Genomic DNA, 17,014 nt, shown 5'->3' with positions numbered 1-17,014 from the left:
CGCGATCAACGGTCACCCTGGGCCGGTGAGCGTGAGCGCTCGCGTGCCAACGATCGGTAGCATGCGCGAGGTCTGCATACCGATATAGGGTATCTGCCAGCCCGCTGGCCGAACCGCCCAGGAGGCCCGTCCGATGCGTTCCCCGCCGCGCCCTGTCCCCATCGCTGGCCTGACCCGCCGCGCCTTTGCCGCCACCGCCCTCGGTGGGGCCGCCAGCCTGGCCGCGCCGGCCCTGCTGGCGCAGAGCAACCGCATCGTGCTGGGCCAGTCGGCCGCGTTCAGTGGGCCGGCCGCCCAGCTGGGCATCCAGTTCAACGCGGGCGCGCAGCTGTACTTCGATCACCTCAACCAGCAAGGCGGCGTGAACGGCCAGCGTGTCGAGATCGTGAAGCTCGACGACGGCTACGAGCCCGACCGCTGCGCCGAGAACACGCGCCAGCTGCTTTCGCGTGGCTGCACCGCGTTGTTCGGCTACATCGGCACGCCCACGAGCCTGGCGGCGCTGCCGCTGGCCACCAAGGCCGACACGCCTTTCATCGCGCCCTTCACCGGCGCCATGGGCCTGCGCCAGCCCTTCAACCGCCTGGCCTTCCACCTGCGCGCCTCGTACAACGACGAGACCGAGCTCATCGTGCGCCAGCTGACCGGCCTGGGCTTGAACAATGTCGCGGTGTTCCATCAGAACGACTCGTACGGCAAGGCCGGCCTGGACGGTGTGACGCTCGCGCTGCAGCAGCGCCAGCTCAAGCCCAAGGCGACGGCCACGGTGGAGCGCAACTCGGTCGACGTCGCCCAGGCCGTGGCCACCATCGTCGCGGCCAAGCCGCAGGCGGTGGTGCAGATCAGTGCCTACGCATCCTGCGCGGCCTTCGTGCGCGAGGCGCGCAAGGCCGGCTTCGGCGGCACCTTCTTCAACGTGTCCTTCGTCGGCACGCAGGCCCTGGCCGATGCGCTCGGCAAGGACGGCGCGGGCGTGGCCATTTCGCAGGTGGTGCCCAACCCCTTCTCCACCGCGCGCCCCATCACGCGCGAGTTCCTCGACGCGATCGCGCGCGGCGGCAACAAGGTGCAGCCCAACTACTCCAGCCTCGAAGGCTTTCTGGCCGCACGCCTGCTGGCCGAAGGCGCGCGCCGCGCGGGCGGCCGCGTCGGCGCGGGCACGCTCGTGAGCGGGCTCGAAGCCATCGGCGACACCAGCTTTGGCGGTTTCAGCATCTCGCTGAGCGCCGACAACCACGTCGCCTCGCGCTTCTCCGAGCTGTCGATGCTCACCGGCGACGGCCGCGTGCGCACCTGACAGTTCTGACAGGGGAAGGGGCGTCAGGATTGACAGGTGTCCCTTCTGGGGCAGGGCTGGTGCCGTCTGGCCGAACGTTGCATGATGCGGCAAACACGCCCCAGGGCGAGTTGTCACCGAGCGAGTGCCTGCCGTGTCGAACCGTCCCTTGTTGTCCGTGTTACCCGTGGCCGAATGGCCGCTGCCCCCGGGCGACCGGTTGCCCTGCGCGCTGCTGCTGATCACCGCCGACGGGGTGGTGCACAGCGCCAATACCACGGCGCACGCGTGGTTCGAAGGCCAGGCCCATCCGATGACGCCGCTGGCCCACTTCCTGGGCATCTCCGAACACGACGAGCGCGTGGCGGCACTGGACGGGTTCGTCGAGGGCCTGCGGCACACGGGGCAGATGCGCGAACTGCGGCTGGCCCTGTACCGCCATACCGGTGAGCGCTTCTCGGCCCTGCTCATCGGTATGCCCTTGATCGATCCGAGCGGCCTGTACCTGGGCTTCGACGCCATGGTGCTCGACCTGTCTCGCTGGCAGGACCGCGAGACGCTGGTGCCCTACACGCGCGCCGAGAACCTGCAGGCGCAACTGGAGTCGCGCACGCGCTCGCAGGGCCTGGCGCTGCGCGACATGGACGCCTTCGCGCAGATCCTGTCGCACGACCTGCGTTCGCCGCTGCGCCACGCCCGGGGCTACCTGCGGCTGATGCGAGAACACGCGGAGAAGGTGGACGACCCGGTGCAGCGGGAGTACACCCAATCGGCGATGCAGGCCATCGAAGGCATGAGCGGCATGCTCGATGCCCTGCTGGATTTCACCCGCCTGTCGCGCGTGCGCGTGGAGGCGCAGGCCGTGCCGCTGGGGCCGCTGGTGCAGGGCCTGCTGGTGCATTTGAACCGCCATCCCCACGCGGCCCGTGTGGCGTGGCGCATCGACCCGGACCTGCCGGTGGTGCGCGGCGACCCGATGCTGCTGGCGCAGGCCTTCTCGCATGTGCTCGACAACGCGCTGAAGTTCACGCGCTCAGTGCAAGAACCCCGGATCGAGGTGGGCTGGCAGGAAGCGACTGATGGCACGCGGTTGTTCTACGTGAACGACAACGGCGTGGGTTTCGACCGGCGCGCGGCCGACAAGGTGTTCACGCTGTTCCAGCGCCAGCACCACTCGCTCGACTACGAGGGCATGGGCGTGGGCCTGGCGCTGATGCGCCGCATCATCGAGCGCCACGGCGGCATCGTGCGCTGCGAGTCCTCGCCCGGCCAGGGCTGCCGGGTGAGCTTCACGCTGCCCCCCGACCTGGCGGACAGCGCCCGCGAGGGCTGAGGCCCGGCCCTGGCTCAGCCGGCCTGGCCCACCGGGTCCGGCAGCACGGCCGTGACCTCGATCTCCACCTTGGCGCGCGCCTCGACCAGCCGGCGCACCTCCACGCAGGTCATGGCGGGGAAGTGCTTGCCCATGACCGCGCGGTAGGCCTCGCCGAGCTCGCGCAGGCGGGCGTTGTACTCGTCGCGGTCGAGGATGTACCAGGTCATGCGCACCATGTGTTCGGGACCGGCGCCGCCGCTGCGCAGCACGTCGTGCACGTTCTGCAGGGCCTGGCGCGTCTGTGCGATGAAGTCGTCGCTTTCGAACCGCTGCTGGCTGTTCCAGCCGATTTGGCCGCCGACGAAGATCTGCGTGCCGCGCGCGGCGATGCCGTTGGCGTAGCCCTTGGGTGGCGTCCAGCCGTCGGGGTGGAGGTGTTGCAGCATGGTGTCAGGCCTTGGCGGGGGAAGCGTTTTGACGAAGGGCGAAGCGTTGCAGCTTGCCGGTTTCGGTGCGGGGCAGCCGTTCGACGAAGACCACCTCGCGCGGGTACTTGTAGGGCGCCATGCTGGCCTTGGCGTGGTCCTGAAGCGCCTTGACCATGGCCGCGTCGCCCGCGTGCCCGGGCTTGAGCACCACGTAGGCCACGATCACCTGCCCGCGCTCCTCGTCGGGTCGCCCGACGACGCCGCACTCGGCCACGGCCGGGTGCGCCAGCAGCGAGGACTCGACCTCGGGACCGGCCACGTTGTAGCCCGCCGTGATGATCATGTCGTCGGTGCGCGCCTGGTAGAAGTAGTAGCCGTCCGCGTCGCGCTGGAAGGCGTCGCCGGGGAAATTCCAGCCACCTTGCACGTACTGCGCCTGGCGCGGCTCATCGAGGTAGCGGCAGCCGGTGGGGCCGATCACCGCCAGGCGGCCGATTTCGCCATCGGCCGCGGGTTGGCCGGCGTCGTTCACGATGCGCGCGGTGTAGCCCGGCACCACCGTGCCGATGGCACCGCGCCGCACGGCCTCGGGCGCGGCCGAGATGAAGATGTGGAACATCTCGGTGGCGCCGATGCCGTCGAGCATCTCGATGCCGCTGGCCTGTTTCCACAGCTGGCGCGTGGCATCGGGCAGGCCCTCGCCCGCGCTCACGCACAGGCGCAGCCGGCCGATGCCGTGCTGCTGCGCGAAGGGCGCCATCTGCCGGTAGAAGGTGGGCGCGGTGTAGCAGATGGTCGCGCCCTTGTCGGCGATGAGCTTGACCATGGCCTCGGGCGTGTAGGCGATCGAGGGGAAGTAGACCGAGCAGCCGGCCCACATCGGGAAGATCAGCAGGCCGCCCAGGCCGAAGGTGAAGGCCAGCGGCGGTGAGCCCACCACCACGTCGTCGGGCGTGGCGCGCAGCACGTGGCGCGGCCAGCACTCGCAGGCGGCGAGCACGTCGCGGTGCGTGTGCACGGCGGCCTTGGGCACGCCCGTGGTGCCGGAGGTGAAGGCCAGCAGCGCGATGTCCTCGCCCGCGGTGGGGCAGGGCGTGGCCTGAGCGGGCTGGCGAGCGGCCAGCGCTTCGAGGCCGTCGGCGGCGTCGGTGTTGAAGCGCAGCAGCGGCAGCGCGCTGCCGCAAGCCTCGAGCTCGCCGGTGAGCGCGGCGTCGCACAGCAGCAGCGCGGGCTGGGACTTGTGAATGATGCCCTGGAGCTCCTTGGCGCGCAGCAGCGGCATGGTGGCGACCACCACCAGCCCGGCCTGCACCACGGCCAGCCAGGCCAGCGCCATGGCCACCGAGTTGCCGCCGCGCAGCAGCACGCGGTTGCCGGGCACCAGGCCGTGTTCGCGCACCAGCAGGTTGGCGATGCGGTTGACCTGCTCGCGCGCCTGCGCATAGCTCAGCGTGCGGGCGTCGCTGCGCAGGAAGGGGCGCTCGGCGTGGCCCCGGGCGAAGGCCTGGTCGAACAGGGCCTGCACCAGGTTCACCTGCGCGGGAATGGCCTGCAGCTCGGGCGTGTCGAAGCGCAGCTCGGGCCATTGCCCCGGTGGGGGCAGCCGGTCGTGCACGAAGCGGTCGGTCTGGGCGGATGTCATCGGTGTCTCGTGGTTCAACGCAGGGCGTTCTTGCCGAGGATCAGGAGCTGCACCTCGCTCGCGCCCTCGTAGATGCGCAGCGAGCGGATGTCTCGGTAGAGGTGTTCCACCACCTCGCCCACGCGCACCCCGCGCCCGCCGAACATCTGCACGGCCATGTCGATCACGCGCTGCGCGTTCTCGGTGGCGGTGAGCTTGGCGGCCGCGGCGGCGGCGGTGTAGGCCGGCGTGCCGGCGCCTTGCGAAGCGCTTTCGTCGCGCATCCAGGCGGCGCGGTAGGTGAGCATCGCGCCGGCGTCGATCAGCGCGCTCATCTCACCCAGGCGCGCCTGGGTGAGCTGGAAGTCGGCCAGGTGCTGGCCGAACATCTCGCGCCGCTTCGCGTGGGCCACCGCCTCGGCGAAGGCGCGGCGTGCCATGCCCAGTGCGGCGGCGGCCACCGAGGCGCGGAAGATATCCAGCGTCTGCATGGCCAGCTTGAAGCCCCCGTCCACTGCGCCCACCAGCGCGTCGGCGCCGACGCGGCAGTCCTTGAAGCGCAGGGTGGCGAGCGGGTGCGGGGCCATCACGTCGATGTGCTCGGTGGTGTCCAGGCCCGGCGCGTCGGCCGGCACGACGAAGGCGCTGATGCCGCGCGCGCCGGCGTCGGGCGTGGTCTTGGCGAAGACCACGTAGAAGTCGGCCAGGCCGCCGTTGCTGATCCAGGTCTTGCTGCCATCCAGCGCCCAGCCGCCGTCCACCGGGCGGGCGCGGGTCCGCATGCCGGCCACGTCGGAGCCGGCCTCGGGTTCGCTGAGCGCGAAGGCGGCGATCTGCGCGCCACTGGCCACGGCGCGCAGGCGCTGTTCGCGCTGCGCCTCGCTGCCCCCGAGCGTGATGCTGCCGCTGCCCAGGCCTTGCATGGCGAAGGCGAAGTCGGCCAGCGGCGAGTGGAAGGCCAGGGTTTCGCGCAGGACCACGAGCGCGCGCGAGTCGAGCTTGTCGAGCGCGCCGCCGTGCGCGGCGGGCACGCAGTAGCGCAGCCAGCCGGACTCACCCAGGCGGCGCACCCAGTCGCGGCAGGCGCGGCGGTCGTCGGATTCGTCCACCTGTTGCGCGCCGGCCCAGTCGGCCAGGCCCAGGGCGAGCGCGCGGTGGTGCTCGCCGAAAAAGGGCAGTTCCCACTGCGCCTGCGGCGGGGTCATGCCATGGGGGCGGTCGAAGGCGACCATGGGCTCAGTCTCCCTCGAAGACCGGGCGCTGCTTCGCCGCGAAGGCCTCGTAGGCGCGGCGGAAGTCCTGCGTCTGCATGCAGATGGCCTGGGCCTGGGCCTCGGCCTCGATGGCCTGGTCCAGCGTCATGGCCCATTCCTGGTGCAGCATGGTCTTGGTCATGCCGTGCGCGAAGGTCGGGCCCTCGGCGAGCGAGGCCGCGAGCTTGAGCGCGGCCCCGGGCAGGGCCTCGGGTTCGTGCAGGGCATTGAAGAAACCCCAGGCCAGGCCTTCGTCGGCCTTCATGGCGCGGCCGGTGAACAGCAGCTCGCTGGCGCGGCCCTGGCCGATCAGGCGCGGCAGCAGGGCGCAGGCGCCCATGTCGGCGCCGGCCAGGCCTACGCGCGTGAACAGGAAGGCGGTGCTGGCGCGCGCCGTGCCCAGGCGCAGGTCGCTGGCCAGGGCCATCATGGCGCCGGCGCCGGCGCACACGCCGTCGATGGCGGCCACGATGGGCTGCGGGCAGGCGCGCATGGCGCTCACCAGCGCGCCCGTCATGCGCGTGAAGGCCAGCAGCTCGGGCATGGTCATCTTCGTCAGTGGGCCGATGATCTCGTGCACGTCGCCGCCGGAGCAGAAGTTGCCGCCCGCACCGGTGAGCACCACCGCCTTCACGTCGGTGGCGCGTTGCAGGCCGTGGAACCAGTCGCGCAGCTCGGCGTAGGAGTCGAAGGTGAGCGGGTTCTTGCGGTCCGGGCGGTTGAGCGTGACGGTGGCCACGCCGCCCGCGATGGACAGGGCGAAGTGCCGGGGCGAGGCCTGGGCCGGCGCGTACTGGCCGCGCATGGGGTTGTGGTCGGGGATGGGGTGTTTCATTCGATGGCGTCCGTCAGGCGCTGGTTGAGTTCGAGCTGGTGCTGCTTGACCTTGCCCAGCAGCTTGTAGAGCTGCTCGAGGTCGCGCGGCGACAGGCCCTCGAAGGCCTCCACGATCCAGTGCTCGTGCTGTTCGGCCATCTGGGTGAAGGCGCGACGGCCGCGCTCGGTCAGGCGCACGCGAAAGGCGCGGCGGTCGCCCTCGACGCCGGTGCGCTCGACCAGGCCCTCGGCCACGAGCTGGTCGGTGATGCCGGTGACGTTGCCGCCCGTGACCATGAGCCGGTGCGACAGCTCCTTCATCTTCAGTCCGTCCGGGTGACGTTCGAGCTGCGCCATCAGGTCGAAGCGCGGCAGCGTGGTGTCGAAGTGCTCCCGAAGCCCCGCACGCACGCGCTTCTCGATCAGCTGCGAGCAGGTGAGCAGGCGCAACCACAGGCGCAGCTCATGCGCGTGCTCGCTGTGCGCGCGCGCCTCGAGGTCCAGGTTTTCGAGAGCGTTCATTTGCTGGCCTCCTCTTCCTCTTGCGCCTTCATGGCTTGCTGGCGCGCGATCTCCCGGTAGAGCTGGTCGCGCCCGCTCAGGTAGGGCGCGGGCCAATCGATGGCGCGGGTCTGCAGCTTGGCGGCCTCGTGCAGCGTCCAGGCCGGGTTGGCCAGGTGCGGGCGGGCCACGGCGCACAGGTCGGCGCGGCCCGCGGCCACGATGCTGTTGGCGTGGTCGGCCTCGCTGATGGCGCCCACCGCCATGGTCAGGATGTCGACCTCGTTGCGCACGCGGTCGGCGAACGGTGTCTGGTACATGCGGCCATACACCGGCCTGGCCTGGCGCGTGGTCTGTCCCGAGGAGACGTCGATCACATCGCAGCCAGCGGCCTTGAACAGGCGCGCGATGGCCACCGCGTCGTCCGGCGTGTTGCCACCGGGTGCCCAGTCGTGCGCCGAGATGCGCACGCTCATGGGCCTGTCGGCGGGCCAGGCGGCGCGCATGGCCTGGAAGACTTCCAGCGGGTAGCGGCAGCGGTTCTCCAGCGAGCCGCCATAGGCGTCGGTGCGCTGGTTGGTGAGCGGACAGATGAAGGCCGAGAGCAGGTAGCCGTGCGCGCAGTGCAGCTCCAGCCAGTCGAAACCGGCGGCGGCGGCGCGCCGCGTCGAGTCGACGAAGGCGGCGGTCATGGCGTCCATGTCGGCGCGGGTCATGGCGCGCGGCACCTGGTTCTGCTCGCCGTAGGGCAGGGCGCTGGCCGACAGCAGTGGCCAGTTGTCGCTGGGCAGGGGCTCGTCGATCTGTTCCCAGCCCAGTTGCGTGGAGCCCTTGGGGCCGCTGTGGCCGAGTTGCAGGCCGATCTTCGCGCCGTCGCCCTCTTCATGGGCGAAGCGAACGATGCGCTCGAAGGCGCGCTGCTGCGCGTCGTTCCACAGCCCGGGGCAACCGGGGGTGATGCGGCCCTCGGGCGTGGGGCTGGTCATCTCGACCATCACCAGCGCCGCGCCGCCGGCGGCGCGCGCGCCCAGGTGAACGAAGTGCCAGTCGCCCACCACGCCGTCCTGCGCCTTGTACTGCGCCATGGGCGACACGACGATGCGGTTCTTCAATGACAGGCCGCGCACCTTCAGCGGCAGCAGCATGGGCGGCGTGGGGTGTTTCGCGGCCGCGCTGCCGGCGCGATTCGCGAGCCAGTTCTCGTAGCCTTCCAGCCAGCGGGCGTCGCGCAGGCGCAGGTTCTCGTGGCTGATGCGCTGGCTGCGCGTGAGCAACGAATAGGCGAACTGCTCGATCTCCATGCCGGTGTAGCGGTCCACGTGCTCGAACCACTCGGTGGAATTGCGCGCGGCGTTCTGGATCTTGAGCACCTCCACGCTGCGCCGGGCCTCGTAGGCCTGCAGCACCGTGGCGACGTCGGCCTCGGGGTGGCGCTCGAACTCGGTGGCCAGGTCGATGGCGTCCTCCAACGCGAGCTTGGTGCCGCTGCCGATGGAGAAGTGCGCCGTGTGCGCGGCGTCGCCCATCAGCACGATGGGGGTGTTCCTGCCCTCGATGGCCTGCCAGTGCACCCAGGTTTTGCAGATCACGCGCGGGAAGCGGATCCAGATGGCCGAGCCGCGCAGGTGGCCGGCGTTGCTGATGAGGCGGTGGCCGTCGAGGTAGGGCGCGAAGAGCTTCTCGCAGAAGGCGATGCCGTCTTCCTGGCTCATCTGGTCGATGCCGTGCGCCTTCCACACGTGTTCGGGCGTCTCCACGATGAAGGTGGAGGTGTCGGCGTCGAACTGGTAGGCGTGGGCCTGGAACCAGCCGTGCTCGGTCTGGACGAAGGCAAAGGTGAAGGCGTCGAAGGTCTTCTTGGTGCCGAGCCACACGAAGCGGCACTGGCGGTTGTCGATGTCGGGCTCGAAGGTGCTGGCGTAGCGCGTGCGCACGCGGCTGTTGAGGCCGTCGCTGGCGATGACCAGATCGGCCCGGTACAACGCGGCCAGGGCCTGGTCGTCGGTGACGTCGGTCTCGAACACCAGCTTCACGCCGAGCTGCTGGCAGCGCGCCTGCAGCACGTTGAGCAGACGCTTGCGGCCAATGCCGCAGAAGCCGTGGCCGCCGCTGCGCACGCTGCGGCCTTTGTAGAAGACCTCGATATCGTCCCAGTGGTTGAAGGCGTCGCCGATTTCCTGCGCCGTTTCGGGGTCGGCCGCGCGCAGATTGCCCAGGGTCTGGTCGGACAGCACCACGCCCCAGCCGAAGGTGTCGAAGGGGCGGTTGCGCTCGACGACCGTGACCTCCAGCGAGGGCTGTCGCCGCTTCATCAACAGCGCGAAGTACAGCCCTGCCGGGCCACCACCGATGCACAGGATGCGTTGCAGCGACGTTTTCATGTTTAATTAGTTTAGACATGAAACATCAGCGAACAACCGGGTAAACCCTTGGCAGTGAAAGCCGTGTTACACCAGCGCACTGGCGTGGCCGCCCCCAAGGGAGTAAGGTCGGGCGTTCCGCGTTCGAGAAACGACATGAGTGTGTACCGCTTCAAATCCCGGGAGACCGGCGATCTCGTCATGCTGCCGGCGCACGGCAAGCGCATGCTGGAGATCCTGGGCAAGGACCCTGACAGCCCTGGGGTGCTGCTGCCTGACGACATGCCGCGCGCGATCGACGCGATCCGCGCCGCGGTGCTGGCCGAGGAAGCCGAGCACAAGCGCCTGCGCGACGAGGCCGAGGCCAAGGGCGAGGTCCCGCCGACGTTCGAGAGCGTGAGCCTGCGCATGCGCAGCACGCCCTTCATCGAAATGCTGCAGCGCGCCCTGAAGGAGCGCGTGGAGGTGGTCTGGGGGGTGTGAGGCCGCCCGCCGCCGTCAATCCACCTTCGCGCCCGAGGCCTTCACCACGGCCTCCCACTTGCGGATTTCCGCGTCGATCAGCGCCGCGAACTCGGCAGGCGTGTTGCCGCTGGGGATGGCGCCCTGGGCCAGCAGGCGTTCCTTCACCGCCGGGGCGCTGAGGGCCTTGGCGGTTTCCTGCTGCAGGCGGTTCACGGTGTCGGCCGGCGTGCCGGCCGGCGCGAGCAGGCCGAACCAGGAACTGGCCTCGAAGCCCGGCAGCTTGCCCGCCTCGGCCACCGTGGGCACGTCGGGCAGGGCGGCCGAGCGCACCGCGCTGGTCACGGCGAAGGCCTTGAGGTTGCCGGCCTGGATGTGCGCCATGGACGAGGGCAGGTTGTCGAACATCACGTCCACGCCGCCGGCCAGCAGGTCGGCCAGTGCCGGGCCCGAGCCGCGGTAGGGGATGTGCGTCATGAAAATGCCGGTGCGCGACTTGAACAGCTCGCCGGCCAGGTGGATGGAGGTGCCATTGCCGCTGGAGGCCATGTTCAGCCGCCCCGGCCGGGCCTTGGCGACCTTGATGAAGTCGGCCACGCTCTGGATGCCGAGCTCCTGCGCGCGCTTGGTGCCCATCACCATCACGTTGGGCACGCCGGCCACCAGGGTCACGGGCACGAAGTCCTTCTGCGGGTCGTAGGGCAGCTTGCTGTAGAGCGACTTGTTGATGCCGTGCGTGCCCACGGTGCCCATGAGGAGGGTGTAGCCGTCACCGGGCGACTTGGCCACCACCTCGGCGCCGATGTTGCCGCCCGCGCCCGCGCGGTTCTCCACCACGAAGCTCTGGCCAAAGGCCTTGCTCAGCTCGGGCGCGAGGGTGCGGGCCAGGATGTCGGTGGTGCCGCCCGGCGCGAAGGGCACGACGATGCGCACCGGCTTGTTCGGCCAGGCACCCTGCGCGAGCGTGGCGGCGGGCAGGGCCAGGGCGGTGGCGAGGGCAATGAGGGATCGGCGGCTGAGGCGCATGCGGTGGTCTCCTGCTTGAACGGTCGGTGACCGTCAGCCTACCGGTCAGCGTCGGGGAGTCAACCGGAGGACTACTACCCGGCGAGCGCAGGTGTCAGCCCAGAGACACCCGCGCAGCGCGCACGGGTGAAAACCCAGAGACACCGCGGAACCGGCGTTGCCGGGCCGCAGGTGTCGCCCCCTTCAGGGGGGTGGCGCGAAGCGCCGCGGGGGGTGTTTCCCTATTAATCGGCGTACTGGCCGGCCGCGTCGATCACCACCTTGAGCTTGGCGATCTCGTTGGCCACGAACTTCTTGTGGCCTTCGGGCGTGACGCGGTCATCGGTCACCACGATGGCGCCCAGTTCTTCCTGGCGCTTGATGAACTCGGGGTCCTTGAGCGCGACCTTGAGGGCGTCATTGAGCTTTTTCAGCACGTCGGGCGGCGTGCCTTTCGGGGCGTACATGCCGTGCCAGATGGTGAGGTTGAAGCCCTTGAGGCCCATTTCCTGCAACGAAGGGTAGTGCTTGAGGATGGGGTGGTTGCTCAGCGGCTTGGCCGTGGTCACGGCGAAGGCCTTCACGCGGCCGCCCTCGATCTGCGCGGTGGTGTTGGTGGTCTGGTCGCACATCACGTCCACCTGGCCGCCGATGAGGTCGTTCATGGCCGGGCCGGTGCCGCGGTAGGCAATGGTGGTCATGGACTTGTCCAGCTTGACGGCGTGTTGCCACATCAGGCCGCAGATGTGCGAGGCCGAGCCCAGGCCGGCGTGCGCCAGGTTGAGCTTGCCGCCGTTGGAGCGGATGTAGGCCTCGAAGTCGCGGTAGGTATTGGCATTGAGCTTGTTGGAGCCCAGCAGCGTCATGGGCACGTCGTTGATGGCGCCCAGGTACTCGAAATCGTCCAGCGCGCTGAACTGCTTCTTCTTGTAGAGGCTGTCGGTGGCGGCCATGCCGATGTGCCACACGAGCAGGGTGTAGCCGTCTTTGGGGGCGCGGGCCACGCGGGTCGCGGCGATGGTGCCGCCGGCGCCGGCGGTGTTCTCGACCACGATGTTGGCGTTGTTGCCCAGCGGCTTGCGCATGGCCTCGGCGAGCTGGCGTGCCACGAGGTCGGTCGGGCCGCCAGCGGCGAAGGGCACCACGAAGGTGATGGGTTTGCTGGGGAAGGCCTGGGCGAACGCGCCCACCGCCAGGGTTGTGCCCAGGGCCAGGGTGACGAGCTGTTTCATGGTTGTCTCCTGTAGGGAGGTTAATGACCCGCGCATGCTATGCGGGCCCACGGGGGCGGCCATCGCGGGAAATACGTAGCCCCCCACCCGTACAAACCCCTGTCCCGGCGCCCTTCAGCGGTAGCTGCGGGCGTCCTCGATCACCTTGCCGTCGTTGGGCAGGCTGCCGGGCGCCACCAGCTCCACCTCGCCGCGCAGCTTGGTGATATCGCGCACGGCGGCGGCGATGCTTTCGCGCAGCGCCTCGGCAGCCTGGCCGCCCGGCTCGGCTTCCACGCGCAGGCAGAGCTGGTCGCTGGCCATCTCGCCGCTGACCACCAGGCGGGCCTTGCGGATCTGCGGGAAGCGGCGCGCGATGTCGGCCACCTGCGAGGGGTGCACGAACATGCCGCGCACCTTGGTGGTCTGGTCGGCGCGGCCCATCCAGCCCTTGATGCGCGGCGCCGTGCGGCCCGTGGGGCAGGCGCCCGGCAGCATGGCCGAGAGGTCGCCGGTGCCGAAGCGGATCAGCGGGTAGGCCGGGTTGAGCGAGGTGACCACCAGCTCACCGACCTCGCCTTCGGCCACGGGATCGTCCGTGCCTGGACGCACGATCTCCACGATCACCTGTTCCTCCACCACCAGGCCCTCGCGGGCGGCGGTTTCATAGGCCACCAGACCGAGGTCGGCGGTGGCATAGGTCTGGTACACGGCCACGCCGCGTTCGGCGAACCAGGCGGTCAGGCTGGGCGGGCAGGCCTCTCCGCCCACCACCGCCTTCGTCAGGGATGAGAGGTCCGCGCCGGTCTCGGCGGCCTTCTCGATCAGGATGCGCAGGAAGCTGGGCGTGCCGGTATAGCCCTCGGGCCGCAGCTCGGCCATGGCCTGCAGCTGCTGTTCGGTCTGGCCGGTGCCGGCGGGAAAGACGGTGCAGCCCACCGCGTGCGCGCCCGACTCCAGGATGAAGGCGCCCGGTGTCATGTGGTAGCTGAAGGCGTTGTGCACCAGTTCGCCCGCGCGAAAGCCCGCGGCGAACAGGGCGCGGCCCGTGCGCCAGTAGTCGCGCGTGGCGCCCTCGGGTTCGTAGATCGGACCGGGCGACGCGTACAGGCGCGTCATCGCCGGTCCCCGCACCAGGGCGCTGAAGCCGCCGAAAGGGTCGCGGGCGACCTGGGCGCGCTGGCGTCCCAGCAGGCTGCTTTTGCGCGTGACCGGCAGCTTCGCCAGCGCGGCACGGCTGTTCACGCCGGCCGCGTCCACGCCGCTCAGGATCTCGGCGAAGGCTGGGCTGTGGGCCTGCGCGTGCGCGACCTGCCGCGCCAGCGCGGCCATCTGCTCGGCCTCTCGTTGCGCGGGGGCGCGCGTCTCCAGCGAATCGAAGAACGGATTCATCACGCCAGCCACCTTTTCCTCCGCTTGTAGCTCTTCACGTCCTTGAAGCTCTTGCGTTCACCGCCGCCCATGCCGAGGTAGAACTCCTTGACGTCCTCGTTGTTGCGCAGCTCGGGCGCGGGGCCGTCCATGACGATGCGCCCGCTCTCCATGATGTAGCCGTAGTCGGCGTAGCGCAGCGCCATGTTGGTGTTTTGCTCGGCCAGCAGGAAGGTCACGCGCTCCTTGTGGTTGAGGTCCTTCACGATCTCGAAGACCTCCTCCACGATCTGCGGCGCCAGGCCCATGCTGGGCTCGTCGAGCAGCACCACGCTGGGGTTGGCCATGAGCGCGCGCCCGATGGCGCACATCTGCTGCTCGCCCCCGCTGGTGTAGGCGGCCTGGCTGGTGCGCCGCGTCTTCAGGCGCGGGAAGTAGGTGTAGACCTTCTCCAGGTTGCGCGCGACCTCGGCGCGGTCCTTTCGGGTGTAGGAGCCGGTCATGAGATTCTCCTCGATGGTGAGGTGCGCGAAGCAGTGGCGCCCCTCCATGACCTGCACCACGCCGCGCTGCACGAGGTCGGCCGGCGAGAGGTTCTCGATGCGCTCGCCGCGCAGTTCGATGCTGCCCTTGGTGACCTCGCCGCGCTCGCCCTTGAGCAGGTTGGAGACGGCGCGCAGCGTGGTGGTCTTGCCCGCGCCGTTGCCGCCCAGGATGGCCGCGATCTGGCCCTCGCGCACGCTCAGCGAGACGCCCTTGAGCACCAGGATCACGTGGTTGTAGATGACCTCGATGCCGTTGACGTTGAGGACGATGGATGGGTCGGTGCTCATGGGGATTCCTTCGTGTCCATGTGCAAGGGCAGCGCGCCGCCCTTGCAGATGGCGCCGCGCGCGAGGCGCGGCGCAGGAGGGATCAGGAACCGCAGTCCGAGGCAGCCCGGCGCGACATCTTTTTGTCGGCCAGGTACTTGTCGGCGCCCGCCTTCACCATGGGCTTGATGATCTGCTCATCGGCCTGCATGAAGTCGGAGCTGAAGTTCCACTTGGCGCCGTCCCAGGTGTGCACGCGCGCCCAGGTCGAGCCCATGTGGTCGTTGCACGAGGTGGACAGCGGGCGCATAACGCCCGCGAAGCCCAGCGCGTCGAGCTTCTTCTGGTCCAGCGCCAGGTTCTCCAGGCCCCAGCGCACCTGCTCGCCCGTCATGACCTTGCCCTTGCCAAAGCGCTCCTGCGCGCGGCGAACGGCTTCCACGCCCAGCATCTGGATGATCACGCCGCGCGTGTACAGCACCGAGCCCACCTCGTCCTTCGGACCGGTGCCCTGGCCCTTGTCGTGCACCAGCTTGAGGATGTCCTGGATCACCTTGGGCTGCTGGCCCGAGGTGTTGAGCGCGAGCGCGTTGTAGCCCTTGGCGCCCTGGCCCACGTCCTTCACGTCGGGTTCGGCGCCGGCCCACCACACACCGTACATCTTCTCGCGCGGGTAGCCCGTGGCCTGGGCTTCCTTGAGGGCGGTGGAGTTCATCACGCCCCAGCCCCACAGCAGCACGTAGTCGGGGCGGCTTTGGCGCACCTGCAGCCAGGCGGCTTTCTGCTCCACGCCGGGCGCGGTCACGGGGATCAGCTGCAGGTCGAAGCCGTGCATGCGCTGGCGTTCCTGAAGCAGGGGGATGGGTTCCTTGCCGAAGGGCGAGTCGTGGTAGACCAGGGCGATCTTCTTGCCCTTGAGCTTGTCCAGGCCGCCTTCCTTCTGGCCGATGTGCTGGATCAGGATGTCGGCGCCCGTCCAGTAGCTGCCCATGAGCGGGAAGTTCCACTTGAAGGCGTTGCCGTCCTGGGAGACCGACAGGCCGTAGCCCAGCGTGATCAGCGGGATCTTGTCGGTGGGGACTTTCTCGGTCAGCGCGAAGGTGATGCCGGTGGCCTGCGGGTCGAACAGGGTCACGCCTGGGCGGCTCTTGAGGCGCTCATAGCACTCCACGCCGCGGTCGGTGGCGTAGCCGGTCTCGCATTCCTCGAACGTGAGCTTGACGCCGTTGATGCCGCCATCGCGCGCGTTGATGAGCTTGAGGTAGTCCTGCTTGCCGTTGGCCCAGGGGGTGCCGTTGGGCGCGTAGGGCCCGGTGCGGTACGACAGGAGCGGGAAGAACTGCTCCTTGGCCTGGGCGAAGGCGCTGGTGGCCACCAGCGAAGTTGCGCCGCACGCCAGCGCGGCGACGGCAAGGACCAGATGGCGAAGCTTCATGGTTTGTCTCCTGTGGATGAAGTTGACGCGGGCGAAAAACGGGGAAGAAATTTCGGGGCGGGTTCAGTGGGGGAAGGGCCACAGCCGCAGCTTCTGCTTGCCGATGGACCACAGCTTGGCCAGTCCATGCGGCTCGACGATCAGGAACCAGACGATCAGGCCACCGAAGACCATGAGCTCGACATGCGAGACGGCGGCGGTGGACAGGCTCACGCCGAACAGTTCGCCGAGGGCGGGCAGCGCCTGGTTGAGCACGATGGGCAGCACCACGATGAAGGCCGCGCCGAAGAAGGCGCCCATGATGGAACCCAGGCCGCCGATGATCACCATGAACAGCAGGCGGAAGGACAGGTCCACGCCGAAGGCGGCGGGCTCCCAGGCGCCCAGGTAGACGAAGGCCCACAGGCCACCGGCCACGCCGATGATGAAGCTGGAGACCGCGAAAGCGGTGAGCTTGGCGTACATCGGGCGGATGCCGATGACCGCGGCGGCCACGTCCATGTCGCGGATGGCCATCCACTCGCGGCCGATGGCGCTGCGCACCAGATTCTTGGCCAGCAGCGCCAGCACGACCAGCACCGCCAGGCAGAACAGGTACTTGCTCACCGCGCTTTCGATCGGCAGGCCGAAGATCTGCAGGTGGTTGACCGACACCGAACCCGAGGGCGAGTCGTTCACGAACCACTTCACGCGCAGGAACATCCAGTCGGCGAAGAACTGAGCGGCCAGCGTGGCGACAGCGAGGTACAGGCCCTTGACGCGCAGGCTGGGCAGGCCGAACAGCACGCCGAACACCGTGGCGCACAGGCCGCCCAGCAGCAGGGCGGGCACCAACGGCATGCCGGGGATGCGCACGAAGAAGTTGTAGGCCATGTAGGCGCCCACCGCCATGAAGGCGCCCGAGCCCAGCGAGATCTGGCCGCAGTAGCCCACCAGGATGTTCACGCCCAGCGCGGCCAGCGACATGATCAGGAAGGGGATCAGGATCGCGCGCATCATGTAGTCGCTGGCCAGCAGCGGCACCGCCACGAAGGCCAGTGCGATGAGGGCCAGCACGAGCCACCGGTCCTGGTCGATGGGGAAGATCTGCTGGTCGGCGCGGTAGGAGGTCTTGAACTGACCGTTTTCGCGATAGAACATGGTCAGCT

General features: G+C 69.3%; 15 protein-coding genes. 3 read left to right on the top strand and 12 right to left on the bottom strand.

Annotated elements, in window-relative coordinates; translation table 11 throughout:
• Positions 1-133 precede the first annotated feature (133 nt).
• Positions 134-1,297 carry an ABC transporter substrate-binding protein gene (locus JNX00_RS18340; protein ID WP_070400690.1) on the top strand — a complete coding sequence of 388 codons (1,164 nt, stop codon included), beginning with the start codon at positions 134-136 and terminating at the stop codon, positions 1,295-1,297.
• 133 nt (positions 1,298-1,430) lie between these two features.
• Positions 1,431-2,609 (top strand): ATP-binding protein, encoded by a 1,179-nt coding sequence (locus tag JNX00_RS18335; protein WP_204743102.1) that lies wholly within the window; start codon positions 1,431-1,433, stop codon positions 2,607-2,609.
• 14 nt (positions 2,610-2,623) lie between these two features.
• Here JNX00_RS18335 and JNX00_RS18330 read toward each other — a convergent pair whose 3' ends face one another.
• From JNX00_RS18330 to JNX00_RS18305, 6 genes are read right to left on the bottom strand one after another with little or no spacing between them, the layout of a single operon-like run.
• A complete protein-coding gene (locus JNX00_RS18330) occupies positions 2,624-3,037 on the bottom strand; it encodes a RidA family protein (RefSeq protein ID WP_070400688.1) in 414 nt (137 codons plus the stop codon).
• A gap of 4 nt (positions 3,038-3,041) precedes the next feature.
• Positions 3,042-4,661, bottom strand: a complete 1,620-nt coding sequence (locus JNX00_RS18325; RefSeq protein WP_070400687.1) for an AMP-binding protein — start codon at positions 4,659-4,661, stop codon at positions 3,042-3,044.
• A gap of 14 nt (positions 4,662-4,675) precedes the next feature.
• Positions 4,676-5,872 (bottom strand): acyl-CoA dehydrogenase family protein, encoded by a 1,197-nt coding sequence (locus JNX00_RS18320; RefSeq protein WP_175442881.1) that lies wholly within the window; start codon positions 5,870-5,872, stop codon positions 4,676-4,678.
• A 4-nt stretch (positions 5,873-5,876) separates the two neighbouring features.
• A complete protein-coding gene (locus JNX00_RS18315) occupies positions 5,877-6,728 on the bottom strand; it encodes an enoyl-CoA hydratase family protein (protein ID WP_204743101.1) in 852 nt (283 codons plus the stop codon).
• Positions 6,725-7,213 carry a MarR family transcriptional regulator gene (locus tag JNX00_RS18310; RefSeq protein WP_070400745.1) on the bottom strand — a complete coding sequence of 163 codons (489 nt, stop codon included), beginning with the start codon at positions 7,211-7,213 and terminating at the stop codon, positions 6,725-6,727. The genes JNX00_RS18315 and JNX00_RS18310 overlap by 4 nt, the downstream gene beginning before the upstream one ends.
• A gap of 14 nt (positions 7,214-7,227) precedes the next feature.
• Positions 7,228-9,591: a bifunctional salicylyl-CoA 5-hydroxylase/oxidoreductase gene (locus tag JNX00_RS18305; RefSeq protein ID WP_070400685.1), complete on the bottom strand. Its 2,364-nt coding sequence runs from the start codon at positions 9,589-9,591 to the stop codon at positions 7,228-7,230.
• Between the two features lie 135 nt (positions 9,592-9,726).
• Between JNX00_RS18305 and JNX00_RS18300 the strand changes: the two genes are divergently transcribed.
• On the top strand, positions 9,727-10,053 hold the full coding sequence (locus JNX00_RS18300) for a DUF1840 domain-containing protein (protein WP_070400684.1): 327 nt from the start codon (positions 9,727-9,729) through the stop codon (positions 10,051-10,053).
• A gap of 15 nt (positions 10,054-10,068) precedes the next feature.
• Here the strand turns inward: JNX00_RS18300 and JNX00_RS18295 are convergent, their stop codons facing one another.
• From JNX00_RS18295 to JNX00_RS18270, 6 genes are all read right to left on the bottom strand, one after another.
• Positions 10,069-11,058: a tripartite tricarboxylate transporter substrate binding protein gene (locus tag JNX00_RS18295; RefSeq protein ID WP_070400683.1), complete on the bottom strand. Its 990-nt coding sequence runs from the start codon at positions 11,056-11,058 to the stop codon at positions 10,069-10,071.
• A gap of 224 nt (positions 11,059-11,282) precedes the next feature.
• Positions 11,283-12,269, bottom strand: coding sequence for a tripartite tricarboxylate transporter substrate-binding protein (locus JNX00_RS18290; protein ID WP_070400682.1), 987 nt, complete (start codon positions 12,267-12,269; stop codon positions 11,283-11,285).
• Between the two features lie 114 nt (positions 12,270-12,383).
• On the bottom strand, positions 12,384-13,640 hold the full coding sequence (locus tag JNX00_RS18285; RefSeq protein WP_070400681.1) for an AMP-binding protein: 1,257 nt from the start codon (positions 13,638-13,640) through the stop codon (positions 12,384-12,386).
• Complete coding sequence (locus tag JNX00_RS18280) at positions 13,640-14,452, bottom strand: ABC transporter ATP-binding protein (protein WP_070400680.1); 813 nt, start codon at positions 14,450-14,452, stop codon at positions 13,640-13,642. The genes JNX00_RS18285 and JNX00_RS18280 overlap by 1 nt, the downstream gene beginning before the upstream one ends.
• Before the next feature lie 82 nt (positions 14,453-14,534).
• Entirely contained in the window at positions 14,535-15,866 is a 1,332-nt protein-coding gene (locus JNX00_RS18275; protein ID WP_070400679.1) for an ABC transporter substrate-binding protein, read from the bottom strand.
• A gap of 63 nt (positions 15,867-15,929) precedes the next feature.
• Positions 15,930-17,006 carry a branched-chain amino acid ABC transporter permease gene (locus JNX00_RS18270; protein WP_070400678.1) on the bottom strand — a complete coding sequence of 359 codons (1,077 nt, stop codon included), beginning with the start codon at positions 17,004-17,006 and terminating at the stop codon, positions 15,930-15,932.
• Positions 17,007-17,014: the final 8 nt, after the last annotated feature.

This window comes from Hydrogenophaga sp. YM1, from assembly GCF_016903055.1.
In the GTDB taxonomy this organism is placed as follows: Bacteria; Pseudomonadota; Gammaproteobacteria; order Burkholderiales; family Burkholderiaceae_C; genus Hydrogenophaga; species Hydrogenophaga borbori.
This window is presented reverse-complemented; position numbering and strand designations above follow the sequence as displayed.